At 72.9% G+C, this 20,993-nt stretch carries 15 protein-coding genes; 7 read left to right on the top strand and 8 right to left on the bottom strand.

Going from position 1 to position 20,993, the window contains the following annotated elements; genetic code table 11:
* Positions 1 to 82 precede the first annotated feature (82 nt).
* Positions 83 to 2,122 (top strand): cytochrome c oxidase assembly protein, encoded by a 2,040-nt coding sequence (locus tag ACLQ14_RS09515; RefSeq protein ID WP_425812291.1) that lies wholly within the window; start codon positions 83 to 85, stop codon positions 2,120 to 2,122.
* A gap of 58 nt (positions 2,123 to 2,180) precedes the next feature.
* Here ACLQ14_RS09515 and ACLQ14_RS09510 read toward each other — a convergent pair whose 3' ends face one another.
* On the bottom strand, positions 2,181 to 3,170 hold the full coding sequence (locus ACLQ14_RS09510) for a stage II sporulation protein M (RefSeq protein WP_425812289.1): 990 nt from the start codon (positions 3,168 to 3,170) through the stop codon (positions 2,181 to 2,183).
* A 50-nt stretch (positions 3,171 to 3,220) separates the two neighbouring features.
* Between ACLQ14_RS09510 and ACLQ14_RS09505 the strand changes: the two genes are divergently transcribed.
* The 3 genes from ACLQ14_RS09505 (at position 3,221) to ACLQ14_RS09495 (ending at position 7,716) form a co-directional block, all read left to right on the top strand.
* The gene (locus ACLQ14_RS09505) at positions 3,221 to 4,039 is read left to right on the top strand and encodes an RDD family protein (protein ID WP_425812287.1); all 819 of its coding nucleotides are present in this window, start codon (positions 3,221 to 3,223) and stop codon (positions 4,037 to 4,039) included.
* An 88-nt stretch (positions 4,040 to 4,127) separates the two neighbouring features.
* Positions 4,128 to 6,029: a SpoIID/LytB domain-containing protein gene (locus tag ACLQ14_RS09500; RefSeq protein WP_425812285.1), complete on the top strand. Its 1,902-nt coding sequence runs from the start codon at positions 4,128 to 4,130 to the stop codon at positions 6,027 to 6,029.
* An 82-nt stretch (positions 6,030 to 6,111) separates the two neighbouring features.
* Positions 6,112 to 7,716 (top strand): SpoIID/LytB domain-containing protein, encoded by a 1,605-nt coding sequence (locus ACLQ14_RS09495; RefSeq protein ID WP_425812283.1) that lies wholly within the window; start codon positions 6,112 to 6,114, stop codon positions 7,714 to 7,716.
* A 14-nt stretch (positions 7,717 to 7,730) separates the two neighbouring features.
* Here ACLQ14_RS09495 and ACLQ14_RS09490 read toward each other — a convergent pair whose 3' ends face one another.
* The 7 genes from ACLQ14_RS09490 to ahcY form a co-directional block, all read right to left on the bottom strand.
* A complete protein-coding gene (locus tag ACLQ14_RS09490; RefSeq protein WP_425812281.1) occupies positions 7,731 to 8,972 on the bottom strand; it encodes an acyltransferase family protein in 1,242 nt (413 codons plus the stop codon).
* A gap of 148 nt (positions 8,973 to 9,120) precedes the next feature.
* Positions 9,121 to 10,428 carry an acyltransferase family protein gene (locus ACLQ14_RS09485; RefSeq protein ID WP_425812279.1) on the bottom strand — a complete coding sequence of 436 codons (1,308 nt, stop codon included), beginning with the start codon at positions 10,426 to 10,428 and terminating at the stop codon, positions 9,121 to 9,123.
* 317 nt (positions 10,429 to 10,745) lie between these two features.
* Positions 10,746 to 11,621 carry an endonuclease domain-containing protein gene (locus tag ACLQ14_RS09480; RefSeq protein ID WP_425812277.1) on the bottom strand — a complete coding sequence of 292 codons (876 nt, stop codon included), beginning with the start codon at positions 11,619 to 11,621 and terminating at the stop codon, positions 10,746 to 10,748.
* 430 nt (positions 11,622 to 12,051) lie between these two features.
* The gene (locus ACLQ14_RS09475; RefSeq protein WP_425812275.1) at positions 12,052 to 12,720 is read right to left on the bottom strand and encodes a LuxR C-terminal-related transcriptional regulator; all 669 of its coding nucleotides are present in this window, start codon (positions 12,718 to 12,720) and stop codon (positions 12,052 to 12,054) included.
* A 2-nt stretch (positions 12,721 to 12,722) separates the two neighbouring features.
* Entirely contained in the window at positions 12,723 to 14,234 is a 1,512-nt protein-coding gene (locus ACLQ14_RS09470; RefSeq protein WP_425812273.1) for a sensor histidine kinase, read from the bottom strand.
* A 52-nt stretch (positions 14,235 to 14,286) separates the two neighbouring features.
* The gene (locus ACLQ14_RS09465) at positions 14,287 to 15,684 is read right to left on the bottom strand and encodes a hypothetical protein (protein WP_425812271.1); all 1,398 of its coding nucleotides are present in this window, start codon (positions 15,682 to 15,684) and stop codon (positions 14,287 to 14,289) included.
* Positions 15,685 to 15,793: 109 nt separating this feature from the next.
* A complete protein-coding gene (gene ahcY / locus ACLQ14_RS09460; RefSeq protein WP_425812269.1) occupies positions 15,794 to 17,359 on the bottom strand; it encodes an adenosylhomocysteinase in 1,566 nt (521 codons plus the stop codon).
* A 747-nt stretch (positions 17,360 to 18,106) separates the two neighbouring features.
* On the opposite strand from ahcY, the gene ACLQ14_RS09455 reads away from it, so the two are divergent.
* From ACLQ14_RS09455 to ACLQ14_RS09445, 3 genes are all read left to right on the top strand, one after another.
* A complete protein-coding gene (locus ACLQ14_RS09455; RefSeq protein WP_425812267.1) occupies positions 18,107 to 18,520 on the top strand; it encodes a hypothetical protein in 414 nt (137 codons plus the stop codon).
* A 368-nt stretch (positions 18,521 to 18,888) separates the two neighbouring features.
* The gene (locus tag ACLQ14_RS09450) at positions 18,889 to 20,046 is read left to right on the top strand and encodes a quaternary amine ABC transporter ATP-binding protein (RefSeq protein ID WP_425812265.1); all 1,158 of its coding nucleotides are present in this window, start codon (positions 18,889 to 18,891) and stop codon (positions 20,044 to 20,046) included.
* Positions 20,043 to 20,945 carry an ABC transporter permease gene (locus tag ACLQ14_RS09445; RefSeq protein ID WP_425812263.1) on the top strand — a complete coding sequence of 301 codons (903 nt, stop codon included), beginning with the start codon at positions 20,043 to 20,045 and terminating at the stop codon, positions 20,943 to 20,945. The genes ACLQ14_RS09450 and ACLQ14_RS09445 overlap by 4 nt, the downstream gene beginning before the upstream one ends.
* Positions 20,946 to 20,993 lie beyond the last annotated feature (48 nt).

The raw sequence follows: 20,993 nt of genomic DNA, 5'->3' as shown, positions 1-20,993 counted from the left end.
CCACGACCCGTGGAGCACCACCATGACCTCGCCCCTTCCCGGGCTGCCCTCCTCAGGGCTGCCAGACGCCGGACCGTCCCCCTTGCAGCCTCCCGACCCCGACGACCCGCTCGGCGCCCCCGCGCCACCGCCACGCCCGCTGCCGCCCGGCGCCGTGCTGGCCGCGGCCGTCCCGCTCGGGCTCGTGGCGCTCCTCGTCGCACTGTCCTTCACCGGAGCGCTGCAGGGCGTCAGCGTGCTCGACGCGGGGCCCGTGGTCGACGTCGGCCTGCCCGTGGCCCGCACGCTGCAGGACGGCGCCGCGGCCCTGACCATCGGGTTCCTCGTGCTGGCCGCGACGGCGATCCCGGGCGCCCGCTCGGGTTCGCGGACGATCGGCCGGTCGCAGTGGGTGGCGACGCGCTGGGCGGTGCGCGCAGGCGTCGTCTGGCTCGTGGCACTCCTGGCGAACCTCGTGCTCGAGGCCGCGGACATCATGGGCGTCCCGCTCACGTCGCCCGGCTTCGCGCACCAGGTCGTGTTCCTCGCCCTGCACGTGGAGCTCGGGCAGACGCTGCTCGTGTCGTCGACCCTGGTCGCGCTGGCGCTCGTCGTGCTGCTGGCGAGCCGGCGCACCACGGCCGTCGCGATCGCCACGGCGCTCGCGCTCGGCGCCCTCCTCCCCCTCGCGCTCGGCGGCCACGCCGCAGGCAGCGCGGAGCACGGGAACGCCGTGAACGCCCTCGCGGTGCACCTGCTCGGCGTGACGGTGTGGCTGGGCGGCCTGGTCGCCCTGATCCTCCTGCGCGGCACGCTCGGCCGGTCGCTGCCCGTCGTCGCGCGGCGCTACTCGACGCTCGCGGGCATCGCGTTCGTCGCGGTCGCGGCGTCCGGCGTCGTCAACGCGTGGCTGCGCCTGCAGTCGCCGGCCGACCTCGTGACCACGGCGTACGGCGCCCTGATCCTCGTCAAGGTGCTCGCCCTCACGGCGCTCGGGGTCGCGGGGTGGCAGCAGCGCCGCCGTGCCCTGCCCGCGCTCGACGACGGGCACCGCGGCGCGTTCCTCCGGCTCGCCCTGGTCGAGTCGCTCGTCATGGCGGTGACGCTCGGCGTCTCGGTCGCGCTGTCCCGCAGCGCCCCGCCGGTCGCGCAGAACCCGATCAGCGGCGACGCGCGCCACGAGCTCCTCGGGTTCCCCTATCCCCCGCACGTCACGCCGCTCCGCATGCTGACCGAGTTCCACCTCGACTGGGCGTTCGCGGCGCTCGCGCTCGCGATGGCCGGGCTCTACGTGGCCGCCGTCGTGCGGCTGCGGCGCCGGGGCGACAGCTGGTCCACCGGGCGCACCGCTGCCTGGCTGCTCGGCTGCCTCCTGCTGCTGTACTGCACGTCGGGCGGCCCCGCCGTCTACGGGTCGGTGCAGTTCAGCACGCACATGATCCTGCACATGGGGCTCATGATGTTCGTGCCCCTGCCGCTGGTCCTGGGCGCGCCGGTCCTCCTGGCGCTGCGGGTGCTGCCGTCGCGCGGGGACCACAGCCGCGGCCCGCGCGAGTGGATCCTGCTCGGCGTCCACTCCTGGTACGCGAGGCTGCTCGCCCGGCCCGCCGTCGCGGGCGTGATCTTCGCGGGCAGCCTGGTCGCGTTCTACTTCACCGGCTGGTTCCAGGCCGCGTTGTTCGACCACCCGGTGCACGTGCTCATGCAGGTCCACTTCCTGCTCAGCGGGTACCTGTTCTTCTGGCTGCTCGTCGGCGCCGACCCGGGGCCGGCCCGGCCCGAGCCGCCGATGCGCCTCGTCGTCCTGCTGATCACGCTGACCTTCCACGCGTTCTTCGGGATCGCCCTGATGTCCACCGACGCGCTCATCGCCGCCGACTGGTGGCACGCGATGGGGTACACGAACGACGCTGCCCTGCTCGCCGACCAGCACAGCGCCGGCGGCATCGCCTGGGGCGCGGGCGAGTTCCCGACCTTCATCGCGGCCGTGATCGTCGCGATGCAGTGGCAGGCGTCGGACAAGCGCGAGGCGCGACGCAAGGATCGCCAGGCCGACCGGGACGGCGACGCCGAGCTCGTCGCGTACAACGCGGAGCTCGCCGCTCTCGCCCGTCGCGACGCCGCGCTCGACCGGCGGGGGTGAGCGGCGGGCCGAGGACGGCGTCGGGCCGGCGGCCGGCCGTGAGTCCGGCGCGTCCGCCTCAGGCGGCGACGGGCCGCACGTCGCCGCCCCGCTCGACGTCGACGTCGCCGGTCTCTCCGGCCCGCGCGGCGCGTCCGCCCAGCACGAGCACGTAGGCCCAGAACGCGGCGAGCGCGACGGCGCCGATCCCGAGCTTGACCCACGTCGGCAGGCCGGAGCCGGTCACGAAACCCTCGATCAGCCCCGACACTGCGAGCGCCACGACGAGCGTGATCGCGACGGTGAGCAGCGAGCGCCCCTCCTCGGCGAGCGCGCGCGACCGGGGACGCGGGCCGGGATCGACGAGCGTCCAGAAGATCCGCAGCCCCGCGGCTCCGGCGGTGAACAGGGCCGTCAGCTCGAGCATCCCGTGCGGCAGGATCGACGCGAAGAAGTCGTCGAGGCGGCCGTACGTGGCCATGAGCCCAGCCACCGAGCCGACGTTCACGGCGTTCGTGAAGAGCACCCACGCCGGGCCGATGCCGGTGATGCCGAGCGCGACGCACAGCGCCGACAGCCACGCGTTGTTGGTCCAGACGACGCTCGCGAACGTGCTGCTGGGCGCGTAGTAGTCGCTGAAGTCGTGCAGGGCGTACTTGTCGCGCGCCGACTTCGGGCCGAGCGCGGCGAGCGCGCCGTCGTCCGTCGCGACCCACCAGCCGACGACGACGGCCACGACGATCGACGCCGCGGCCACCCCGACGATCCACCAGCGGATCCGGTAGAGCGCGGCCGGCGCGGTCACGACGGCGAACCGTGCGACGTCGGACCACGCGGGCTCGTGGGCCCCGGCCAGCCGCGCGCGCGCCCGCGCGAGCGACCCCGAGAGGTTCGCGACCGCGGTGGGGTCGGGCGCCGTCGAGCGGATCGTCGACAGGTCCGTCGCGACCGACTGGTACAGGCGTGCCAGCTCGTCGGCCTCGGCGCCGTCGAGCCGGCGACGCCGGGCCAGCTCGTCGAGGCGCGCCCACTGGTCCGCGCGTGCGGCGGTCAGGGCGTCCAGGTCCACGGCGCCACCCTCCCACATCCTCGGCCGCCCGGACCGGTACGCTCCGACGGGTGGAGGCTCCCGCGGACGGCGTGCTCATCGGCGAGGCCGTCGTGCTCGAGACGCGGCCGGCGTCGTTCGCGTCGCGCATGCTCGCGGGCCTGCTCGACCTCGCGGTGCTCGGCGTGCTGGCGATCGCCGGCCTGATCGCCCTCGGCGCGCTCGCCACCGACGCGACCGCGCCGGCGCTGGCCATCGTCCTGCTGGCGCTGCTGCTCGTCGGCGTCCCCACGGCGGTCGAGACCCTGAGCCGCGGGCGCTCGCTCGGCAAGCTCGCCGTCGGGACGCGCGTCGTCCGCGACGACGGCGGCCCCGTGCGGTTCCGGCAGGTGTTCGTCCGGGCGCTCGTGGGGGTCGTGGAGATCTGGCTGACGCTGGGCTCGATCGCGCTGATCGTCAGCCTGTGCAACGCGAAGGGCAAGCGCGCAGGCGACTACCTCGCCGGCACGTACGTGCTCCGCGTCCGCGGCGGCCCCGGGCTCGCGCCGTTGCCGGCCGTCCCGCCGCAGCTCGTGGCCTGGGTCCGCACCGCCGACGTCGCCCGGCTGCCCGACGGCCTGGCCCTCGCCGCCCGGCAGTTCCTGGGCCGCGCGGCCCGCATGGCCCCGGCGAGCCGGGCTCGGGTCGGCACCGACCTGGCCGCGCGGGTCGAGCGCTTCGTCGCGCCCGGGCCCCCGTGGGGCACGCCGCCCGAGCTGTTCCTGGCCGCCGTCCTGACCGAGCGGCGCGAGCGCGAGCACGTCGCCGCGCTCCGCACCACCGGCGCCCACCGCGAGGTCGCCGAGCGGGTCGCGCGGCTGCCGTTCGGGGTGCCGGACCCTCGCCGCTGAGCCCCGCCCACCTGTGGACGAATCCGCCCACACACAGCCTGCACCACGGCTCTTCGGCATCGTCACCCCGGCGTGGCAGAGTGTGCCCGTGACTCTCACCCACGGCGCCCGCGCAAAGCTGCTCGGGACCCTCGCGTCCGTCCTCACCGCGCTGGCCGTCGTCGTCGGGGCCGTGGGGTTCGCCGCCCCCGCGCAGGCGGCGACGACGCACGTGACCCTCACCGGGCACAGCACCGCGTGGAGCGACCGGACGACCGTCTTCACCGCGACCTGGAAGGTCGGCACCCACGGGCACAAGGGCACCGTCACTCTCCAACGGAAGTCGGGGTCCACCTGGAAGAAGGTCGCGGCCAAGACCACCAGCACCAAGGGCGTCGCGAAGTTCTCGGTCAAGCCTGCGTCGACGACGACGTACCGGGTGCTCACGTCCACGAAGAAGTCCTCGTCGGCCAAGAAGCTCACCGTCAAGAAGGCGTACGCGCTCACGAGCACGGCCGGGTCGACCATCATGTCCGGCACGAGCAAGACGTTCGCTGTCTCCTTCACGCACCACGGGGTCGGCCTCACGAGCGCCGTCGTGCTCGAACGCCGGAGCGGCTCCCACTGGGTCAAGGTCCAGAACGTCAGGACCACCAAGGGCCGCGGCAGCGTCGCCGTGAAGCCGACCGCGACGACGACGTACCGGTTCCGCAAGCCCAGCATCGTCACCAGCGCGTCGCACACCGTCACCGTGAAGCCGCCGTCGTCGTTCACCGTCAGCGGCTCCGGCTCCGGCCACGGGGTGGGGCTGTCGCAGTACGGGGCGTACGAGATGGCGCTGACGAGCACCGGTACCAACACGCTCACCACGGCCCAGTCGATCCTTCGGCACTACTACACCGGCACCACCGTCGGGAACGTCACGACCCCGGACCGCATCAAGGTCCAGGTCTGGGGGCCTGAGCCGTACTCCTACGCGGCCGGGAAGTACTCCGACACCGACACGACGACGACAGTCAGCTTCGGCGGCCCGTGGCGCGTCACCGGCGGCGGCTCGGGTGACGCCCTGACAACCGTGCTCGCTGGCACCTCGGCGCAGGACCTGCGCGTCAGCGTGAGCAACGGTCGGCTCAGCTTCGCCCTGCTCAACGGGTCGATGCCGACGCGCACGGTCACCGCCTCCTCGTCCACGGCCGCCTACCAGGTGCTCTGGGACTCCGGCAGCGCCTCGGTCAAGGGCAGCCAGGGTTTGTATCGCAACGGCTGGTTCGACGTGACCGCCATCGGCGCTCACCCCAACATCGTCAACGACGTGCTCCTCAACACCGAGTACCTGTACGGCATCGCGGAGATGCCGTCGTCGTGGGGCCTGGGCGGTTCCGGCAAGGGGAGGGCGGCCCTCGAGGCCCAAGCCGTCATCGCGCGAACCTACGCGCTCAGCAAGCTCGGGTCGACCAACGCCAAGTGCGGCTGCAACGTCGTCGACGACGTCCGCGACCAGAACTACACCGGCTGGAAGAAGCAGAGCGAGGGCACCGACGCCGTCTACGGCAACCTCTGGGTGACCGCCGTGAAGGCCACGACGACCAGCGCCACGAGCGCCGAAGCCGTCACCGCCGGCGGGAAGCCCATCCAGACGCCGTACTTCGCGGCGTCGGGCGGACGTACCGCCAACAACAAGGACGTGTGGCAGAGCGCGACGACAGTCCAGATGCCGTACCTCGTGTCGGTCAGCGATCCCGCGAAGTCTGCCCCCGGCAACTCGTACGCGTCCTGGACGCGGTCGATCACGCAGGCGCAGGCGAAGAAGATCTTCTCCTACGCGAGCGTGCCGCTCGCCGACGTCAAGTCCGTGTCGGTCTCGCAGAAGTACTCGAGCGGCCAGGTCAAGGAGCTCAAGGGCACCTCGGCGGCCGGCAAGACCGCCTACGTGTCGGCCAGCCCGGAGTGGTGGCGGACCACCCTCGGCCTCCCGGCCGCATGGGTCGCGTCGTTCACGCCGAAGAAGTGAGGTCCCGTCTTCGGCCGCGAGCCTGACCTGCGGGAACGTCGCTCGGGGTGACGGACCTCTGGCCCCGTGTCACGGTGGACGCATGGGGACACTGGGACGGATCCGCAGCGTCGCGGTCGCGACGGGGCTCTCGGTAGCGCTCGCCGCCGGGCTGAGCGTCGGCCTCGCGGGCCTCGCGGCACCGGCGCAGGCAGCGACGACGACCGTCACGCTGACCGGGCCGTCGAGCGCTCGCCCGGGCGTGTCGACCAAGCTCACGGTCACGTGGAAGGTCGGAGGCAAGGCGCACGCCGGCACGGTCGCGGTGCAGCAGCGGGTGAGCGGCGTCTGGTACGCGCTCGGCACGGTGAAGACGTCGACCGCCGGCACGGGCACCATCAGCGTCAAGCCCAAGGCGACCGCGGTGTTCCGCGCGAAGACGTCGTCGGGCGTCTACTCCGCGACCAAGACCCTGACGATCACCACGGCCGCGCCGTCGTCGTTCACCGCGAAGGGGTCCGGCTTCGGCCACGGGGTCGGGATGCCCCAGTACGGCGCCTACCAGCTGGGGCTCAAGGGCCACTCCTCGACGACGATCCTCAAGACGTACTACAAGGACACGACGCCGAAGACCGTCACGACCCCGCAGAACATCGCCGTCCAGGTCTGGGGACCGGAGCCGTACGGCTACGCGGCGGGGAAGTACTCGGACACCGCGACGTCCACGAGCGTGCACGTCGACGCCGGGACCTGGCGGCTGCGCTCGTCGAAGAACACGACGCTCTACGAGGGCAAGGCGCCGATCACCGTCACCATCGGGGTCAGCGGCACCAAGGTCACGGCGTCGTTCCCGGTCAAGAGCGGCACCAAGACCGTCACCAAGAAGTACACGGACTCGACGCTCCGGATCCACTGGTCCGGGACGACGTACTACAAGTCAACCTCCACCAAGGCCGTCGCGACCGTCAAGGGCGCGCAGGGCAGCTACCGGAACGGCCGGCTGACGATCTCGAACATCGGGGGCCACCCGAACGTCGTCAACGACCTGCGGCTCAACACCGAGTACCTGTACGGGATCGCCGAGATGCCGTCGTCGTGGGGAGCGGGCAAGGGCGTACACGCGCTGGCGGCGCAGGCGATCGTCGCGCGCAGCTACGCGCTCACCAAGCTCGGTAGCACGAACGCGAAGTGCCGGTGCAACGTCGTCGACGACGTCCGCGACCAGAACTTCACCGGCTGGAAGAAGCAGAACGAGGGCACGAACGGCTACTACGGCAAGCTCTGGGTCGCCGCGGTGAAGGCCACCCTCACGTCGACCACCAAGGCCAAGGCGCTCACCTACGGGGGCAAGGTCGTCGCGACGCACTACTACTCGTCGTCGGGCGGCCGCACGGCGAACTCGCAGGACGTCTGGTCCGCCAAGGTGCCGTACGAGCAGTCGGTCGCCGACTCCTGGAGCCTCACCGCCCCCGGCAACTCGTACCGGTCGTGGACCCGCACAGTCTCGCAGGCGACCGCGAAGAAGGTCTTCGGGCTGCCTGACGTGAAGTCGATCAGCGTGTCCGCGAAGTACTCGAGCGGGCAGATGAAGACCCTCACCGCGACCTCGACGGCCGGCAAGAAGGCCAGCGTCACCGGCAAGGCCGACACCCTGCGGGGGAAGTTCGGCTTCCCGGCCGCATGGGTGTCGTCCTTCACCGCGAGCTAGCCCGACGACGGCGCTCACCTCCGCCGCTCGACCCGCCCGAACACGGCCACCAGCCCGCCCAGCGCGGCAGCCATCGCGGCGAACCACGTGAGCCGCGTCGACCACCAGTCCGCGGACCACGGCACCGGCAGGTGCTCGTGCATCCCGAGCATCACGACGCCCGCCACGGTGAACATCGCGGTCAGGTGCCACAGGTAGAGGGTCATCGAGCGCGCGCTCACCCAGGCGACGAGCCGCGTCCCGCGGCCCGTCGTCGCCCAGCGGGTCAGCGCGTCGCGCGCCAGCAGCGCGAGGCACACCTGCGCGACGGCGAAGGCGGCGACGGGCGCCGTCGGCGGGGCGAGGTTGGAGAACGCGTCCCCCGGCATCCCGACGAGGCTGATGGGGTACGGGCCGGCGACGATGAGCGCCACGGCCGCCGTGATCCCGCCGAGCGCCCCGGCCGCGAGCGCCGCGGGGCGACGGGTCAGGGTGCCCTCGGCGTAGGCGACACCGAGCGCGAACGGGATCAGCCACACGAGGGCGAGGTTCAGCCAGCCGGCCCCGGGGTGCCCGGCGCCGATCCGCACGTAGTCCACCGCGACGACGGCCACCATCGCGAGCCCAACCGCCGCCGGGAGCCGTTCGCCCAGGCGGCGGACCGCCCTGACGACGAGCGACGTCGCCGCCGTCAGCGCGAGGTAGACGCCCAGGAACCACAGGGGCTGCGGCACCTTGTGCAGGACCGGGATGACGACGCCCTCCGGCACGCCGAGCGCGAGCAGCACCGCGGCCGCGCCGGCCCAGACCGCGAGCAGGACGCCCACCGGCCGGACAAGGCGCCGGATGCGGTGCACCGTGAGCGACCACGGTCCGCGTGTCGTGGCACGCCGTTCGTGGCCCGCGGCCGCGCCGGCCGCGAAGAACAGCAGCGGCAGGGGCATCAGCCACGTCATGAGCCAGCCCGGCCCCGAGCCGAGCGCGTTGCCCACGTGCAGGGAACCGCCGCTGATCGAGGCGTCGACCATCGACCAGTGCAGCGTGATCACGCCGAGCGTCCCGAGGGCGCGCACGACGTCGACGAACAGATCGCGGGGCCGACGGGCAGGGCGGACGGCGTCGGGCCGGGCGCCGGGGCGACCGCGGGCCGGGTTGAGAGGCGCGGACGGCGGGGCGACGAGCTCGTTCGACGGGTCGGGCTGGGCCGTGGGCCGGCCCGTGGCCCGCGGCGGGGACGCGGCCGGGCGGGGTGGGGACGGTGGGGCGACGATCGCCATGAGACGCTCCTGAGACGGTTCCTCGGGGACGTCTCCACTCTCCGAAATCGCAGGTCAGCGCGGTATGGCGCGCTCCTCCGACCGCGTCGCGGGCGGGCACGAGCACCGGACGGGGGGCTGTCCCCCGGGTGCTGGCTCCGTCGGTAGATCAGGCCGCGCGGAAGCGGGGGACGACCCGCCCCAGCGCCCCCGTCGTCCGCTCGAGCGCCCGCGTCACGCCCCGCCGCAGCGCCGGTCCCGCGCGCTTCTCCAGCCCGTGGTGCACGAGCGCCGCCACGCCGAGGACCACGAGCAGGACCGTCGCGAGCGTGAGGTAGGCGGGGACTCCGGCAGGGAACAGGTGGATCAGCCACCAGCCCCACCACTCGTGCAGCAGGTACACCGGGTAGGTGAGCGCCCCGGCGAGGACGAGCCCCGACCAGCGCACCCGCCGGAGCGGCGACCACGTCGCGGCGAGCAGCAGCGCCGTCGCGACCAGCAGGCCGACGCGGATGACGTCCGTCGACACCGCGTGCTCCGTCGTGCCCGCGAACCGGCCCTGGAGCCGCGGCGCCAGCAGCCACACCACGAGGCCGGCGTTCGACGCGAGCACCGCGAGCCGGGCGGGCGTCACGCCGTGCCGGGCGACGAGGAAGATCATCATCCCCGCGGCGAACAGTCCCGCGTACTGGTCAACGAGCAGCGCGGCCGGCCAGTTGATCCCGCCCGGCCACGACGACCAGTCCACGGGGAGCCGCGTAGCGAGGAACCACGCGACCGGCGGCCAGACGGCGCACAGCCAGGTCACCCGCCGGGGCGTGAACCCCCAGATCATGAGCAGCCCGACCAGGAGGTAGAACCGCAGCTCCGTCCAGAGCGTCCAGTAGACGCCGTCGACGTCGTTCACCCCGAACGCCGCCTGCGCCATGGTGAGGTTGACCGCGACGTCGTGGACGCCGAGGTCCTTGCGCGGCCAGACCACCAGCAGCAGGAAGCCCGTCGACAGCACCCCGAGCCAGTACGCCGGGTACAGGCGCCCGACCCGCGACGCCACGAACGCCGGCACCGTCCGACCCCACGCGCTCATGAGGATCACGAACCCGCTGATCAGGAAGAACAGCTCCACGCCCAGCGCACCGTAGACCGTCACGCCGCCCAGGTTCGGGAAGAGGTCGGCGACGTCGGCGTGCCAGGCCGGGTTGGTGCGCGCCGTGAAGTGGTAGAGCACCACGCCCAGCGCGGCGAGCAGGCGAAGCCCGTCGACGAGGGCGAACCGCTCGCGCGTAGGCGCGGGGCGTGCGCCCGGGAGGCGGAGCGGCGGCAGCCTCAGGACGGGCGCCGGGGCGGGCGGCGCTGCCGCGGTCCCCGGCCGAGCGGACCGTGCCGCCGACGGCGGCGCGCTCGACGCGGCGGCCGAGTTCGGCTCGGCGCCCGGTGCGGTCGGGGTGGTGAGTGGACGTGCGGCGGGCGCTGTCATGCGCCTCCCTTCGGGGCGGCTCTGCGGCCGCCTCGTCGGCGTCGGTTCTGCGTGCTTCGTTCCCGTCGTTATCGTTTCGTGATCAACGACCGTACGAAGATCCCGCCCCTCGACGCAAGCTCGGACACGCCGTCGGAACCGATCGCCAGGAGACCCACAGCCGCCGCCCGGCCCGCGCGCACCGGCTCCCGGCACATAGCGCGACCTACCTCCACAGCCGGGTCACGACAACCTCGCACCACCACACGCGACAACCGATTCGCCCCTTAACAGCGAAATGTTCTCGGGTCGACATGGAGCTGTGTAGGTCAGTCGCGCTACCTGATGGGCTGAACCACCCGAAACCCCGGAGGCCGGGTCGCGAGTGCGGCGCGCACCGCACGGACCACGCAGGTCGGATCGTCGACGATGTCCTCATAGGTGAACCGCAGCACCACGAGTCCACCCGCGTGCAGGATGCGGTCGCGCCGCCGGTCGTTCCGGAACGTGACCCTGTCCTTGTGGTACTCGTAGCCGTCGCACTCCACCACGACGAGGCCCTCGACGAGGAGGTCGACGTCCCCCACGTCCTCGAACCTCGCCTGGGTGCGAACGGTGAATCCCGCGTCGACCAGGGCGAGCCGCGCCAACGTCTCGATGACCGACTTCCCGCCGGGGTCGGCGAGCGCCAACGCGGACCAGACGCGAGCCGGCGCGTTGCGCGGCAGATGCCGGGACACCCCTTCGACCGTGGCGAACCCCTTCCACAGCGCGCTGTCCAGGGCGACCACCGCCTCGTCCCGGGGGACGCACGTCAAGGCGCGCGCGAGTGCCCGCTCGACCGACCGCACCCGGCCGTCGACGAGCGCGAAGCCCGGCTCGTCGTCCGAACGGTGCAGCCGGACCCTTCTCAGCTCGCGCGCCGGCCACCTGTTTCCGCCGTGGTCCCGTGGGAGGTGCAGGTGCGTCACTGCCGGACGGTGGAGCGTCGCGACGTCTTGCAGCGGCAGCGCGCTGACGCAGTCGACGTGCGCGTCGAACCGGGCAGCGACGATCAGGTCCGGATGGGCGGTCGGCAGCACGTACACACCGAAGCCGGCGCGGACCAGCATGCCTTCGGCGAGGAGGTTCTTGAGCGGCGCCTGGTCGGCGCCCGTGCGCACGAGCTCGCCGTATCGAGCGGTCCCACCGGCGGACAGCAGGCGGCGGTACACGGGCGAGACGCGAAGCTCGGATCCTGTCGGTCGGCGGCGCGGCATGCACCAGGGATCCCACATCAACGCGGCCCAGACCAGCGCCGGGCAGCGGGCTGTGCACAACGGTCGTCGACGTCGGCCTGTGGGTGGGCTTCGCCACCTGTCACGTCAGCGCCCGGCCCCGCACACCGAGCAGCGGCGCCGCGGAGCGTCACTGGTCCCCGAGCCCCGCTCCCCTACCGACGGCGAAGGCGAAGGCACGGCCATCCGCCCGCATCGACGCACCCCCGGACGGGGGGGGTCGACCTGGCGTAGCGCGACTGACCTACACAGCACCCCGCCGCACCGAGGCCACCGGCAGCAACATGCGCCTTACGCACCCTATGCCGAACGAGTCGGCCGGACGGTTCCACCGACTGTGTAGGTCAGTCGCGCTACGACGGCGAACCTACTGCCCGCGCAGGTACCGCAGCACGGCGAGCACGCGCCGGTGGTCGGCGGAGTCGGGCGGCAGGCCGAGCTTGTCGAAGATGGACGTCACGTTCTTCTCGACCGCGCCGTACGAGAGGAACAGCCCCTCCGCGATCGCGCCGTTCGACCGCCCCTGCGCCATCAGCTCGAGCACCTCGCGCTCGCGGGGCGTGAGCCGCGCGAGCGCGTCGTCGCCGCGGGACGCGCCCATGAGCTGGCTGACGACCTCGGGGTCCAGCACGGTCTGCCCGGAGGCGATCCGCTCGAGCGCGCCGAGGAACTCCCCCACGTCGGCGACGCGGTCCTTCAGCAGGTACCCGAGGCCCCGCGCGTCGTCGGCGAGGAGCCGGGCGGCGAACTGGGTCTCGACGTACTGCGAGAACACGAGGACGCCCTGGCCGGGGTTCGCGGTGCGCAGCTCGATCGCGGCGCGCAGGCCCTCGTCGGTGAAGGTCGGGGGCATGCGGATGTCGACGACGACGACGTCGGGCGCCCCCGAACCGCCGTCCGCGACGAGCGCGGCGTAGGCGGCGCGGAGCGCGTCGGCGTCGGGCACGGCCCCGACGACCTCGTGGCCCCGCCGCTGCAGCAGTGCGACGAGGCCGTCGCGGAGGATCGCGGAGTCTTCCGCGATGAGGATGCGCACGTTCAGTTCTCCCCGGGGACGACGGTGGGCAGGAGGACGTCGACGCGGGTCCCGGCGCCGACGGGGCTGGTGACGTCGAGGGTGCCGTCGACGGCGCGGACCCGCTCGACCAGGCCGGCCAGGCCGCTTCCCTCACCGGGCCGCGGGTCGGTGAGGTTCACGGCGGCGCCGCCGACGCCGTCGTCCCGGACCCGGATGCGGACGAACCGCGTGGGCTCGGTCGAGCCGGGGGCCGGCGGGCGGGCGGCGGCCGCGGGCTCGACGAGCACCCACACCGTCGACGCGTGCGCGTGCTTGGCGGCGTTGGTGACGAGCTCGGCGACGGTGTAGTACGCGAGCGCCTCGATGGCCGAGGCGAGCGCATCGTGCTCCGCGACCGCGGGGTCGACGTCGACGACGGTCCGCACGGGCGAGCGCGCCGCGAGCGTGCCGAGGGCGGCCGCGAGCCCGTTGTCGAGGACGGGCGGGTGGATGCCGCGGGCGATCTCGCGGAGCTCCGTCAGCGCCTCCTTGGTGGAGTCGTGGGCGAGCGTGACGAGGCCGAGCGCGTCGTTCACCGTCGCGTCCCGGCCGTCACCGGACGGCGACCCGGCGAGCTGCTCCTTGGCCTCGCCGAGCTGCATGGCAACGGCGACGAGCCGCGCCTGGGTGCCGTCGTGGAGCTCCCGCTCGATGCGACGCAGGCGGGCGTCGGCGTCCTCGACGGTGCGACCACGGGCTCGCTCGAGGTCGGCCACCCGGAGGCTGGCCTTCGTCGGGCCGAGCAGGTTGACGATGAGCAGCCGCGTCACGTGGACGAACCCGCGCTGGACCTGCGGCCACAGGAGAAGGAGCAGCACGCCGGCGCCCGCCTGGACCCAGATGCGCTCGGGCGTGTCGACGAACCAGTCGGGACCGTACTGGGCGCCCCGGTGCCAGGTGCCGTCGGTCGCCTGCTGCAGCGGGAGCCAGCGGTACCAGATGCCATAGGTCAGGGCGCCGAGCCCGTACCCGAAGAAGATCAGCGAGAACACCGCTCCGACGAGGTTCGTCACGAACGACAGGAAGAGGAACGCGAGCGCGCGCCACCCGGCGGTGTCGCCGAGCATCCGGCCCATGCCGCCCCAGAAGCCACGTCCGCGGCGGAACGGCAGTGGCGCGGGCACGTCGACGCCGAGCAGGGCGCGGCCCTGGGCGCGGTAGAGCCCGCCCCACATGCGTGCCCCGACGACGAGCGCGCCGCCGACGTAGAGACCGACGACCGTCACCCCGAAGCCGACGCCGGCCCCGATGGTGAAGAAGAAGTAGGCGAGGCCGACGGAGCCCGTCACGAGGGTGCAGACGAGGAACAGCAGCTCGCTCCAGGTACGGCGCCGGAACGGCCCGGTGAAGAACCCGACAGGCTGCAGCCGGCGGACGGCGGACACCGCCGCCTGGTCCGAGGCCTGGGGGTGCGCCGCCGGCGCGGCGGGACCCTGAGGTCCCGGCGCGTGCGGGGCCGATGCCGGGGGTGTGGGTGCGGTCGTCGTGCTCATGCCTCCATCCTGGCCGTCCCGCGCCTGCCGACCCACGGGGCCGACCGCCGACTCATGCGGGGGTAGTCCCCCCCACCTGCCGCGCCGCTGCGGCGTGTCGCCCGGGCGCCGCGAGCACCTGCACGGCGACGACGAGCACCACGGTGAGCAGCGCGATCCAGAACGCTACCGCGCCCGTCGGGTAGTGCCAGAACACGAGCACCAGCCCGCCCAGCACGACGAGCGCGACCGTGAGCAGCACGGCGTAGCGTGCGATCCAGGCCTCCCAGGGCCGCGGCTCGCGGGCCGTGTCGCCGGCCCGGCCGCCCGACGCACGGCCGACCAACCACATGAAGCCGTTGCGGACCGCTTGGGCGGCGCCGCCGGGCCCGACGAGGAAGCTCGCGAGCGCGACCACCAGCGCGACGACGAGCACGAACCGGAGCGTGCCGCGCAGCGGCTGGACCACGCTGTCGAACACGACGGCCGCGGCGCTCGGCGGCAGCACGTGCGCGGGCACGGCCCCGAGGTAGACGGCACGGCCGATGGTGATCCCCAGCCCGAGGACGATCATCCCGAGGGCCACCGCGGACGCCGCGACCACGACGGCCCGCCTGCGCCGGCCGGGGGGTGCCACCCCGACGGCGAGCGCCGCCACGAGCAGCGCGATCCAGGGCAGCCAGGTGGCGAGGCGGTCGAACGCGCGCGTCCAGCGCTGCGCCTTCGCGAGGTCGGACGACTGGAACACGGTGATGGTCGTGGTCACCTGCGGGATGTTGCTCGCGAAGCTGAGCCCCCGGGCGACGAGCCGCTGCTTCACGGTGTCCACGACGGGACCGAGGTCGAGCACGACCGCCCCGTCGGCCGTGCCGGTGAGCGCGCGGCCGCTGCCGCCGGTGAGGACCGCGACGACGTTCGCGTGCGCGGCCCGGTTCGCCTGGACCCACAGGTTGGCGAACGCGTCGGACCGGACGAACCGGGTGACCTGGTCGCCGATGAACCCGTTGGCCTGGCTGGCGAGGACCGGCGCGAGCCCGACGATCTGCTCGGGCACGCGCGGCGCGTTGTCGGTGATCGCGGTGAGCGCGTTGCGCGTGAGGGTCTCGAGGTCGAGCTGCTGGACGATCGCGTCGGTGACCTTGGTGGCGACGGCGTTCTGCACCGCCGGGTCGTCGGCGAGGGGGGCGACGGTCGCGACGTAGCGGTCGGTGTCGAGGAGCTGGCTGCGCACGTAGCGCGCACCCACGGCGGAGATCGCGAGAAGCGCCGCGAGCACCACGAGCACCCCCGTGGCCGTCCACCGCACCCAGCCCTGCCGTCGCCGGCGCGGACCCGCGGACGTGGCGCCGTCGGGCGCGCCGCCGCCCGCCCCGCCCGACGACGACGCCTCCTGGCGCAGCCGGGTCACCTCGGCGCGGAGGGACTGGAGCTCCGCGCGCTCGTCGTCGCTCAGGGATGCGTTGGCCGTCACACGACCAGCGAACCAGACCACGACCGCGGCGCGCCTCATCCACGTGGGATGAAACGCGCCGCGTCGCCGAAGTACTGCTCCCGGAGGCCCTACGTCGCGAGGGAGGGGATCAGTAGCGGTAGTGGTCCGCCTTGTACGGGCCCTCGACGGGGATCCCCAGGTAGTCGGCCTGGTCCTTGCTCAGCTCGCTGAGCCTGACCCCGAGCGCGTCGAGGTGGAGGCGGGCCACCTTCTCGTCGAGGATCTTGGGCAGGCGGTAGACCTCGCGCTGGTACTGGCGTCCGCCGTCGGCGGCGTTCCGAGCGTCCTCGAAGAGCTCGAGCTGCGCGATCACCTGGTTGGAGAACGAGTTGCTCATGACGAACGACGGGTGCCCCGTCGCGTTGCCGAGGTTGAGCAGACGGCCCTCGGACAGGACGATCACGGAACGCCCCGCGGCCTCGCCGCCGGGTCCGGCCTCGGTGAACGTCCACTCGTGGACCTGCGGCTTGATCTCCGTGCGGACCACGCCGGCGACCTGCGCGAGGCCCGCGATGTCGATCTCGTTGTCGAAGTGGCCGATGTTCCCGACGACGGCCTTGTCCTTCATCGCGACCAGGTGCTCGGTGCGGATGACGTCCTTGTTGCCCGTCGTGGTGATGAAGAAGTCGGCCTCGCCCACGACGTCCTCGAGCCTCGCGACCTGGTAGCCGTCCATGACCGCCTGCAGCGCGCAGATCGGGTCGATCTCGGAGACGATGACACGCGCGCCCTGGCCGCGGAACGCCTCCGCCGCGCCCTTGCCGACGTCGCCGTAGCCCGCGACGAACGCGACCTTGCCGCCGATCAGGATGTCGGTGGCGCGGTTGATGCCGTCGGGCAGCGAGTGACGGATGCCGTAGCGGTTGTCGAACTTCGACTTCGTGACCGAGTCGTTGACGTTGATCGCCGGGAACAGGAGCTGCCCCTGCTCGGCCAGCTGGTAGAGCCGGTGGACGCCCGTCGTGGTCTCCTCGGTGACGCCGAGAAGGCCCTCGGCGATGGTCGACCAGCGCAGCGGGTCGGCGTCGAGCGCGCGGCGCAGCACGGCGCGGACGACGTTCGACTCCTCCGAGTGGTCGGGCTCGCCGGGGCGGGTGTCCGGCGGCACGGCGCCCGCACGCTCGTAGGCGACGCCCTCGTGGACCAGGAGCGTGGCGTCGCCGCCGTCGTCGAGGATCATGTTGGGGCCGATGACCCGGGGCCCGTCGGGGGACGTGTCCTCGGTGGGCCAGACGAGGATCTGCTCGGTGCAGTCCCAGTACTCGGGCAGCGACTCGCCCTTCCAGGCGAACACGGGGACGCCCTGCGGGTCGTCGGGGGTTCCGTCGGGCCCGACGACGATCGCCGCGGCGGCCTCGTCCTGCGTGGAGAAGATGTTGCAGCTCGCCCAGCGCACGTCCGCACCGAGCGCGGTGAGAGTCTCGATGAGGACGGCGGTCTGGACCGTCATGTGCAGCGAGCCGGCGATCCGTGCACCCGCCAGCGGCTGGCTGGGGCCGAACTCGTCGCGGAGGGCCATGAGGCCGGGCATCTCGTGCTCGGCGAGGCGGATCTGGTGGCGGCCGGCCTCGGCGAGCGCGAGGCTGCGGACCTTGTAGCGGCCGGGGACCTCGTCGAACCCGGTGCTTCCTGCGGACGAAGCGTTCTCGGACATGCGTGCTCCTTGGACTCGTGCGCTGGGGGCTCCCGTCCGCGCGGGTGGTCGCCGCGATGGGCGGCGGATCACGTCCAGAGTAGTAGGGAACGCCGACGGTGACGTCTCGTTCGCCGACGGTGACGTTGCAGCCGCCGACGGTGACGTTGCACCCGCCGACGGTGACGCACTCACCTGTGGACGGCGTCGTCGTGCACAGGAGAAGGTCAGCCGCGGCGCGGACGGGGGCCGGCGCGTGAGGATGCGCGGCATGACAACGCTCCTTCCTCTCACTTCTTCCGACGACGCCGCTCCCCAGGACGTGCTCCGGCTTCCGCGGCCCGCGGCCGAGGGGCTGCCGACGAGGTCCGTCCTCTTCGGTGCGAGGCTCGGGGCCGCGCGTCGCGTCCTGCCCGACGACGCCGTGTTCTGCGGCGACACCGCGCTGTGGATCCACGGGGTCGACTGGTTCACGGGGGACGACAGCCCGATCCATGTCGCGATGAGGCACACCGAGCGGATCCGCCGCCGCGACAGGCTCGTCATCCGTGCGCGTTCGCTGCACCCCGACGACGTCGTGACCTCGCCGTACGGTCCGGTGACATCGGTCGAACGCACCGCCTATGACGTCGCGCGCGATCCGCTCGTCCTCCGGTCCGTGCCCCGGCTGGACGCGTTGGCCCGCGCGACCGACCCGACCGCCGCCGTCCCCCGCATCCCGGACCGAACGTCATCCTCCCGCCGCCGTGCGGCATCGACCTCGACGGGGTGCAGGCGATCGTCGACCGCAACGCCGGCGCGCGCTGGATCAGCCGCGTCCACGACTCGCTGCTGCTCATGGACGGCGGCGCACAGTCACCCCGGGAGTCGAAGGTCCGCCTCCGGGTGGTCACGCTCGGCTTCCCGCGGCTCAAGACGCAGATCGAGGTGTTCGACGGCGCCCGGTTCGTCGCGCGGCTCGACATGGGCTGGCGGGAGCTGCGGCTCGGGATCGAGTACGACGGCGAGTATCACCTGCGGCCGGAACAGGTGGCGAGCGACCTGGCCCGGGCCGACGACGTCGTGGGCTGCGGCTGGGCGCTCCTGCGGATCGACAAGGCCGCCTACGGCAACGAGCAACGCATGATCGAGACCATCGCCCGGGCGCGTTCGAGCCGGCTCGCGCTCCTCCGCACGAGCTGACGTCACCGTCGGCGCGTGCAACGTCACCGTCGGCGCGTGCAACGTCACCGCCGGCGTAGGAACGGAACGCGCGTGCGCGCGCACACGCGCGATACCGAATCTTGACCGCGGACGCAAGGTCACAATGCGATAACTCGTTGACCAAGGCCAGCATCCGCACCATTCCGCGGTTCCTGGCGGCCCAATCGACGCCCGCCGACGCCGTTCTGCCCCGATCCATTAGAGATTTTCCCTGGATTTTGGCAAGGTGGAGGGTCGGAACGACGCCGGGCCCACCTGGGTCCCGGTCCCCGCCTGCGCCGCGCTCCCGCGCCGCGCGCTCGCCGAGGGATCGCGTCCGCGTCGCCGAGCACGTCGTGATGGAGGTGATGAGTCGCATGTCTGCGACCACGTCCCGGGTGACCGGGAGCGAGGCCCCCGCTGTCCGGGTGGAGAACGTCTACAAGGTCTTCGGCCGTCGACCGCAGAAGGCGGTCCGCCGGCTCGAGGAGGGCGCGAGCCGCGAGGAGGTCAAGGACCTCGGCACCGCGGCGGTGATCGACGTCAGCTTCGACGTCGCCCCGGGCGAGATCTTCGTCGTGATGGGCCTGTCGGGGTCCGGCAAGTCGACGCTGATCCGCATGGTCAACGGCCTCTGGACGCCGACCGCCGGCCACGTGCGCCTCGGCGACGAGGACCTCGTCGCCGTCAGCGCCGCCCGCCTGCGCGAGCTGCGCCGCACGCGCGTCTCGATGGTCTTCCAGCACTTCGCGCTGCTCCCCCACCGCACGGTGCTGGAGAACGCGGCCTACCCGCTCGAGATCCAGGGCGTCGCGAAGGCCGAGCGCCAGGAGCGCGCCGCCAAGGCGCTCGACCTCGTCGGCCTCGACGGCTGGCACGACTCGCTGCCCTCGCAGCTGTCGGGCGGCATGCGGCAGCGCGTGGGCCTGGCCCGCGCGCTCGCGGCCGACACCGACGTCCTGCTCATGGACGAGGCGTTCTCCGCGCTCGACCCGCTGATCCGCCGCGAGATGCAGGAGCAGCTCCTGGAGCTGCAACGCACTCTCGGCAAGACCATCGTCTTCATCACCCACGACCTCAACGAAGCCATGCACCTGGGCGACCGGATCGCCGTCATGCGCGACGGCCGCGTCGTGCAGATCGGGACGCCCGAGCAGATCCTGTCCGAGCCCGCCGACGACTACGTCGCGCAGTTCGTGACCGACGTCGACCGCACGCGCGTCCTGACTGCCGCGTCCGTCATGACGCCCACGGGCGAGCCGGACGACGCCGCCCCGGGCACCGCCGCGATCCCCACGCCCGACGGCGTCCCCGTCGTCGGGGAGGACACGCCGCTCGCCGAGCTGTTCGCGCCCGCGAGCGAGAGCGAGATCCCGCTCACGGTGCAGGACGGCGCCGGCCACGTCGTCGGCCACATCGACCGCGAGGCGCTGCTCGGGGCGATGGTCCCGGAGCAGGGCACGACGCCGGACCCGACGGTGGTCCCCGACGCCGAGCCCGCCGCGACGGAAGGAGCGCTCCGATGATCGCCGGCATCCTCACCGCGACGAACCCCGAGACCGGGACGATCGTCCCCCGCATCGACCTGGGCGACTGGGTCAACAGCTTCGTCGACTGGCTGACCACGAGCTTCACGGGCTTCTTCGACGGCATCAAGAGCCTCATCAACGGCGCGTACGACGGCGTCGACTGGCTGTTCTCCACGCCGCCGTTCTGGGTGGTCGCGCTCGTGCTGGCGCTCCTGGCCATGTGGGCCAAGACCTGGCGCCTCGGCCTGACCGTGCTGGTCGGGTTCGTGATCATCGCCGGCGTCGACCAGTGGGACAACGCGATGGACAGCCTGTCCCTCGTGCTCGTCTCGGCGGTGATCGCGCTGGTCATCGCGATCCCGCTCGGCATCTGGGCGGCGCGGAACGACCACGTGTCGCGCGCCGTCCGGCCGGTCCTGGACTTCCTCCAGACCATGCCCGCGTTCGTCTACCTCATCCCGACGGTCGTCATCTTCCTCACGGGCGACGTCCCGGGCATCGTCGCGACCGTGCTGTTCGCGCTGGCCCCCGGGGTGCGCTTCACCGAGCTGGGCATCCGCCAGGTCGACTCGGAGGTCGTCGAGGCCGGCCGCGCGTTCGGCGCGACCGACCGCCGCATCCTGCGTCAGATCCAGGTGCCGCTCGCGCTGCCGACCATCATGGCCGGCGTCAACCAGGTCATCATGCTGTCCCTGTCGATGGTCGTCGTCGCGGGCATGGTCGGCGCCGGCGGCCTCGGGGCCGACGTCGTGGCCGCCCTGCAGCAGATCGACATCGCGCTCGGCTTCGAGGCCGGCCTGTCGGTCGTGATCCTCGCCATCTTCCTCGACCGCGTGACCTCGGCGCTGGCCGGCCGCGCCCCCGTCTCCCGGGCGCTGGCGAAGGTCCGCGCCTGACCCGGGCTGCGCCGTCGGGCGGGCTCACGGCCCCCGACGGCGCAGCCG

The organism is Luteimicrobium sp. DT211 (assembly GCF_049844995.1).
Lineage (GTDB): Bacteria > Actinomycetota > Actinomycetes > Actinomycetales > Cellulomonadaceae > Luteimicrobium.
The sequence above is the reverse complement of the archived record's forward strand: the minus strand, read 5'-3'. Positions and strand labels throughout refer to the sequence as shown.

Bases quoted from the DNA above. Each gene is read 5' to 3' on its own strand.
- ACLQ14_RS09495 (WP_425812283.1), top strand. From the start codon at position 6,112: ATGGGGACACTGGGACGGATCCGCAGCGTCGCGGTCGCGACGGGGCTC.
- ACLQ14_RS09490 (WP_425812281.1), bottom strand. From the start codon at position 8,972: ATGGCGATCGTCGCCCCACCGTCCCCACCCCGCCCGGCCGCGTCCCCG.
- ACLQ14_RS09485 (WP_425812279.1), bottom strand. From the start codon at position 10,428: ATGACAGCGCCCGCCGCACGTCCACTCACCACCCCGACCGCACCGGGC.
- ACLQ14_RS09470 (WP_425812273.1), bottom strand. From the start codon at position 14,234: ATGAGCACGACGACCGCACCCACACCCCCGGCATCGGCCCCGCACGCG.
- ahcY (WP_425812269.1), bottom strand. From the start codon at position 17,359: ATGTCCGAGAACGCTTCGTCCGCAGGAAGCACCGGGTTCGACGAGGTC.
- ACLQ14_RS09450 (WP_425812265.1), top strand. From the start codon at position 18,889: ATGAGTCGCATGTCTGCGACCACGTCCCGGGTGACCGGGAGCGAGGCC.
- ACLQ14_RS09445 (WP_425812263.1), top strand. From the start codon at position 20,043: ATGATCGCCGGCATCCTCACCGCGACGAACCCCGAGACCGGGACGATC.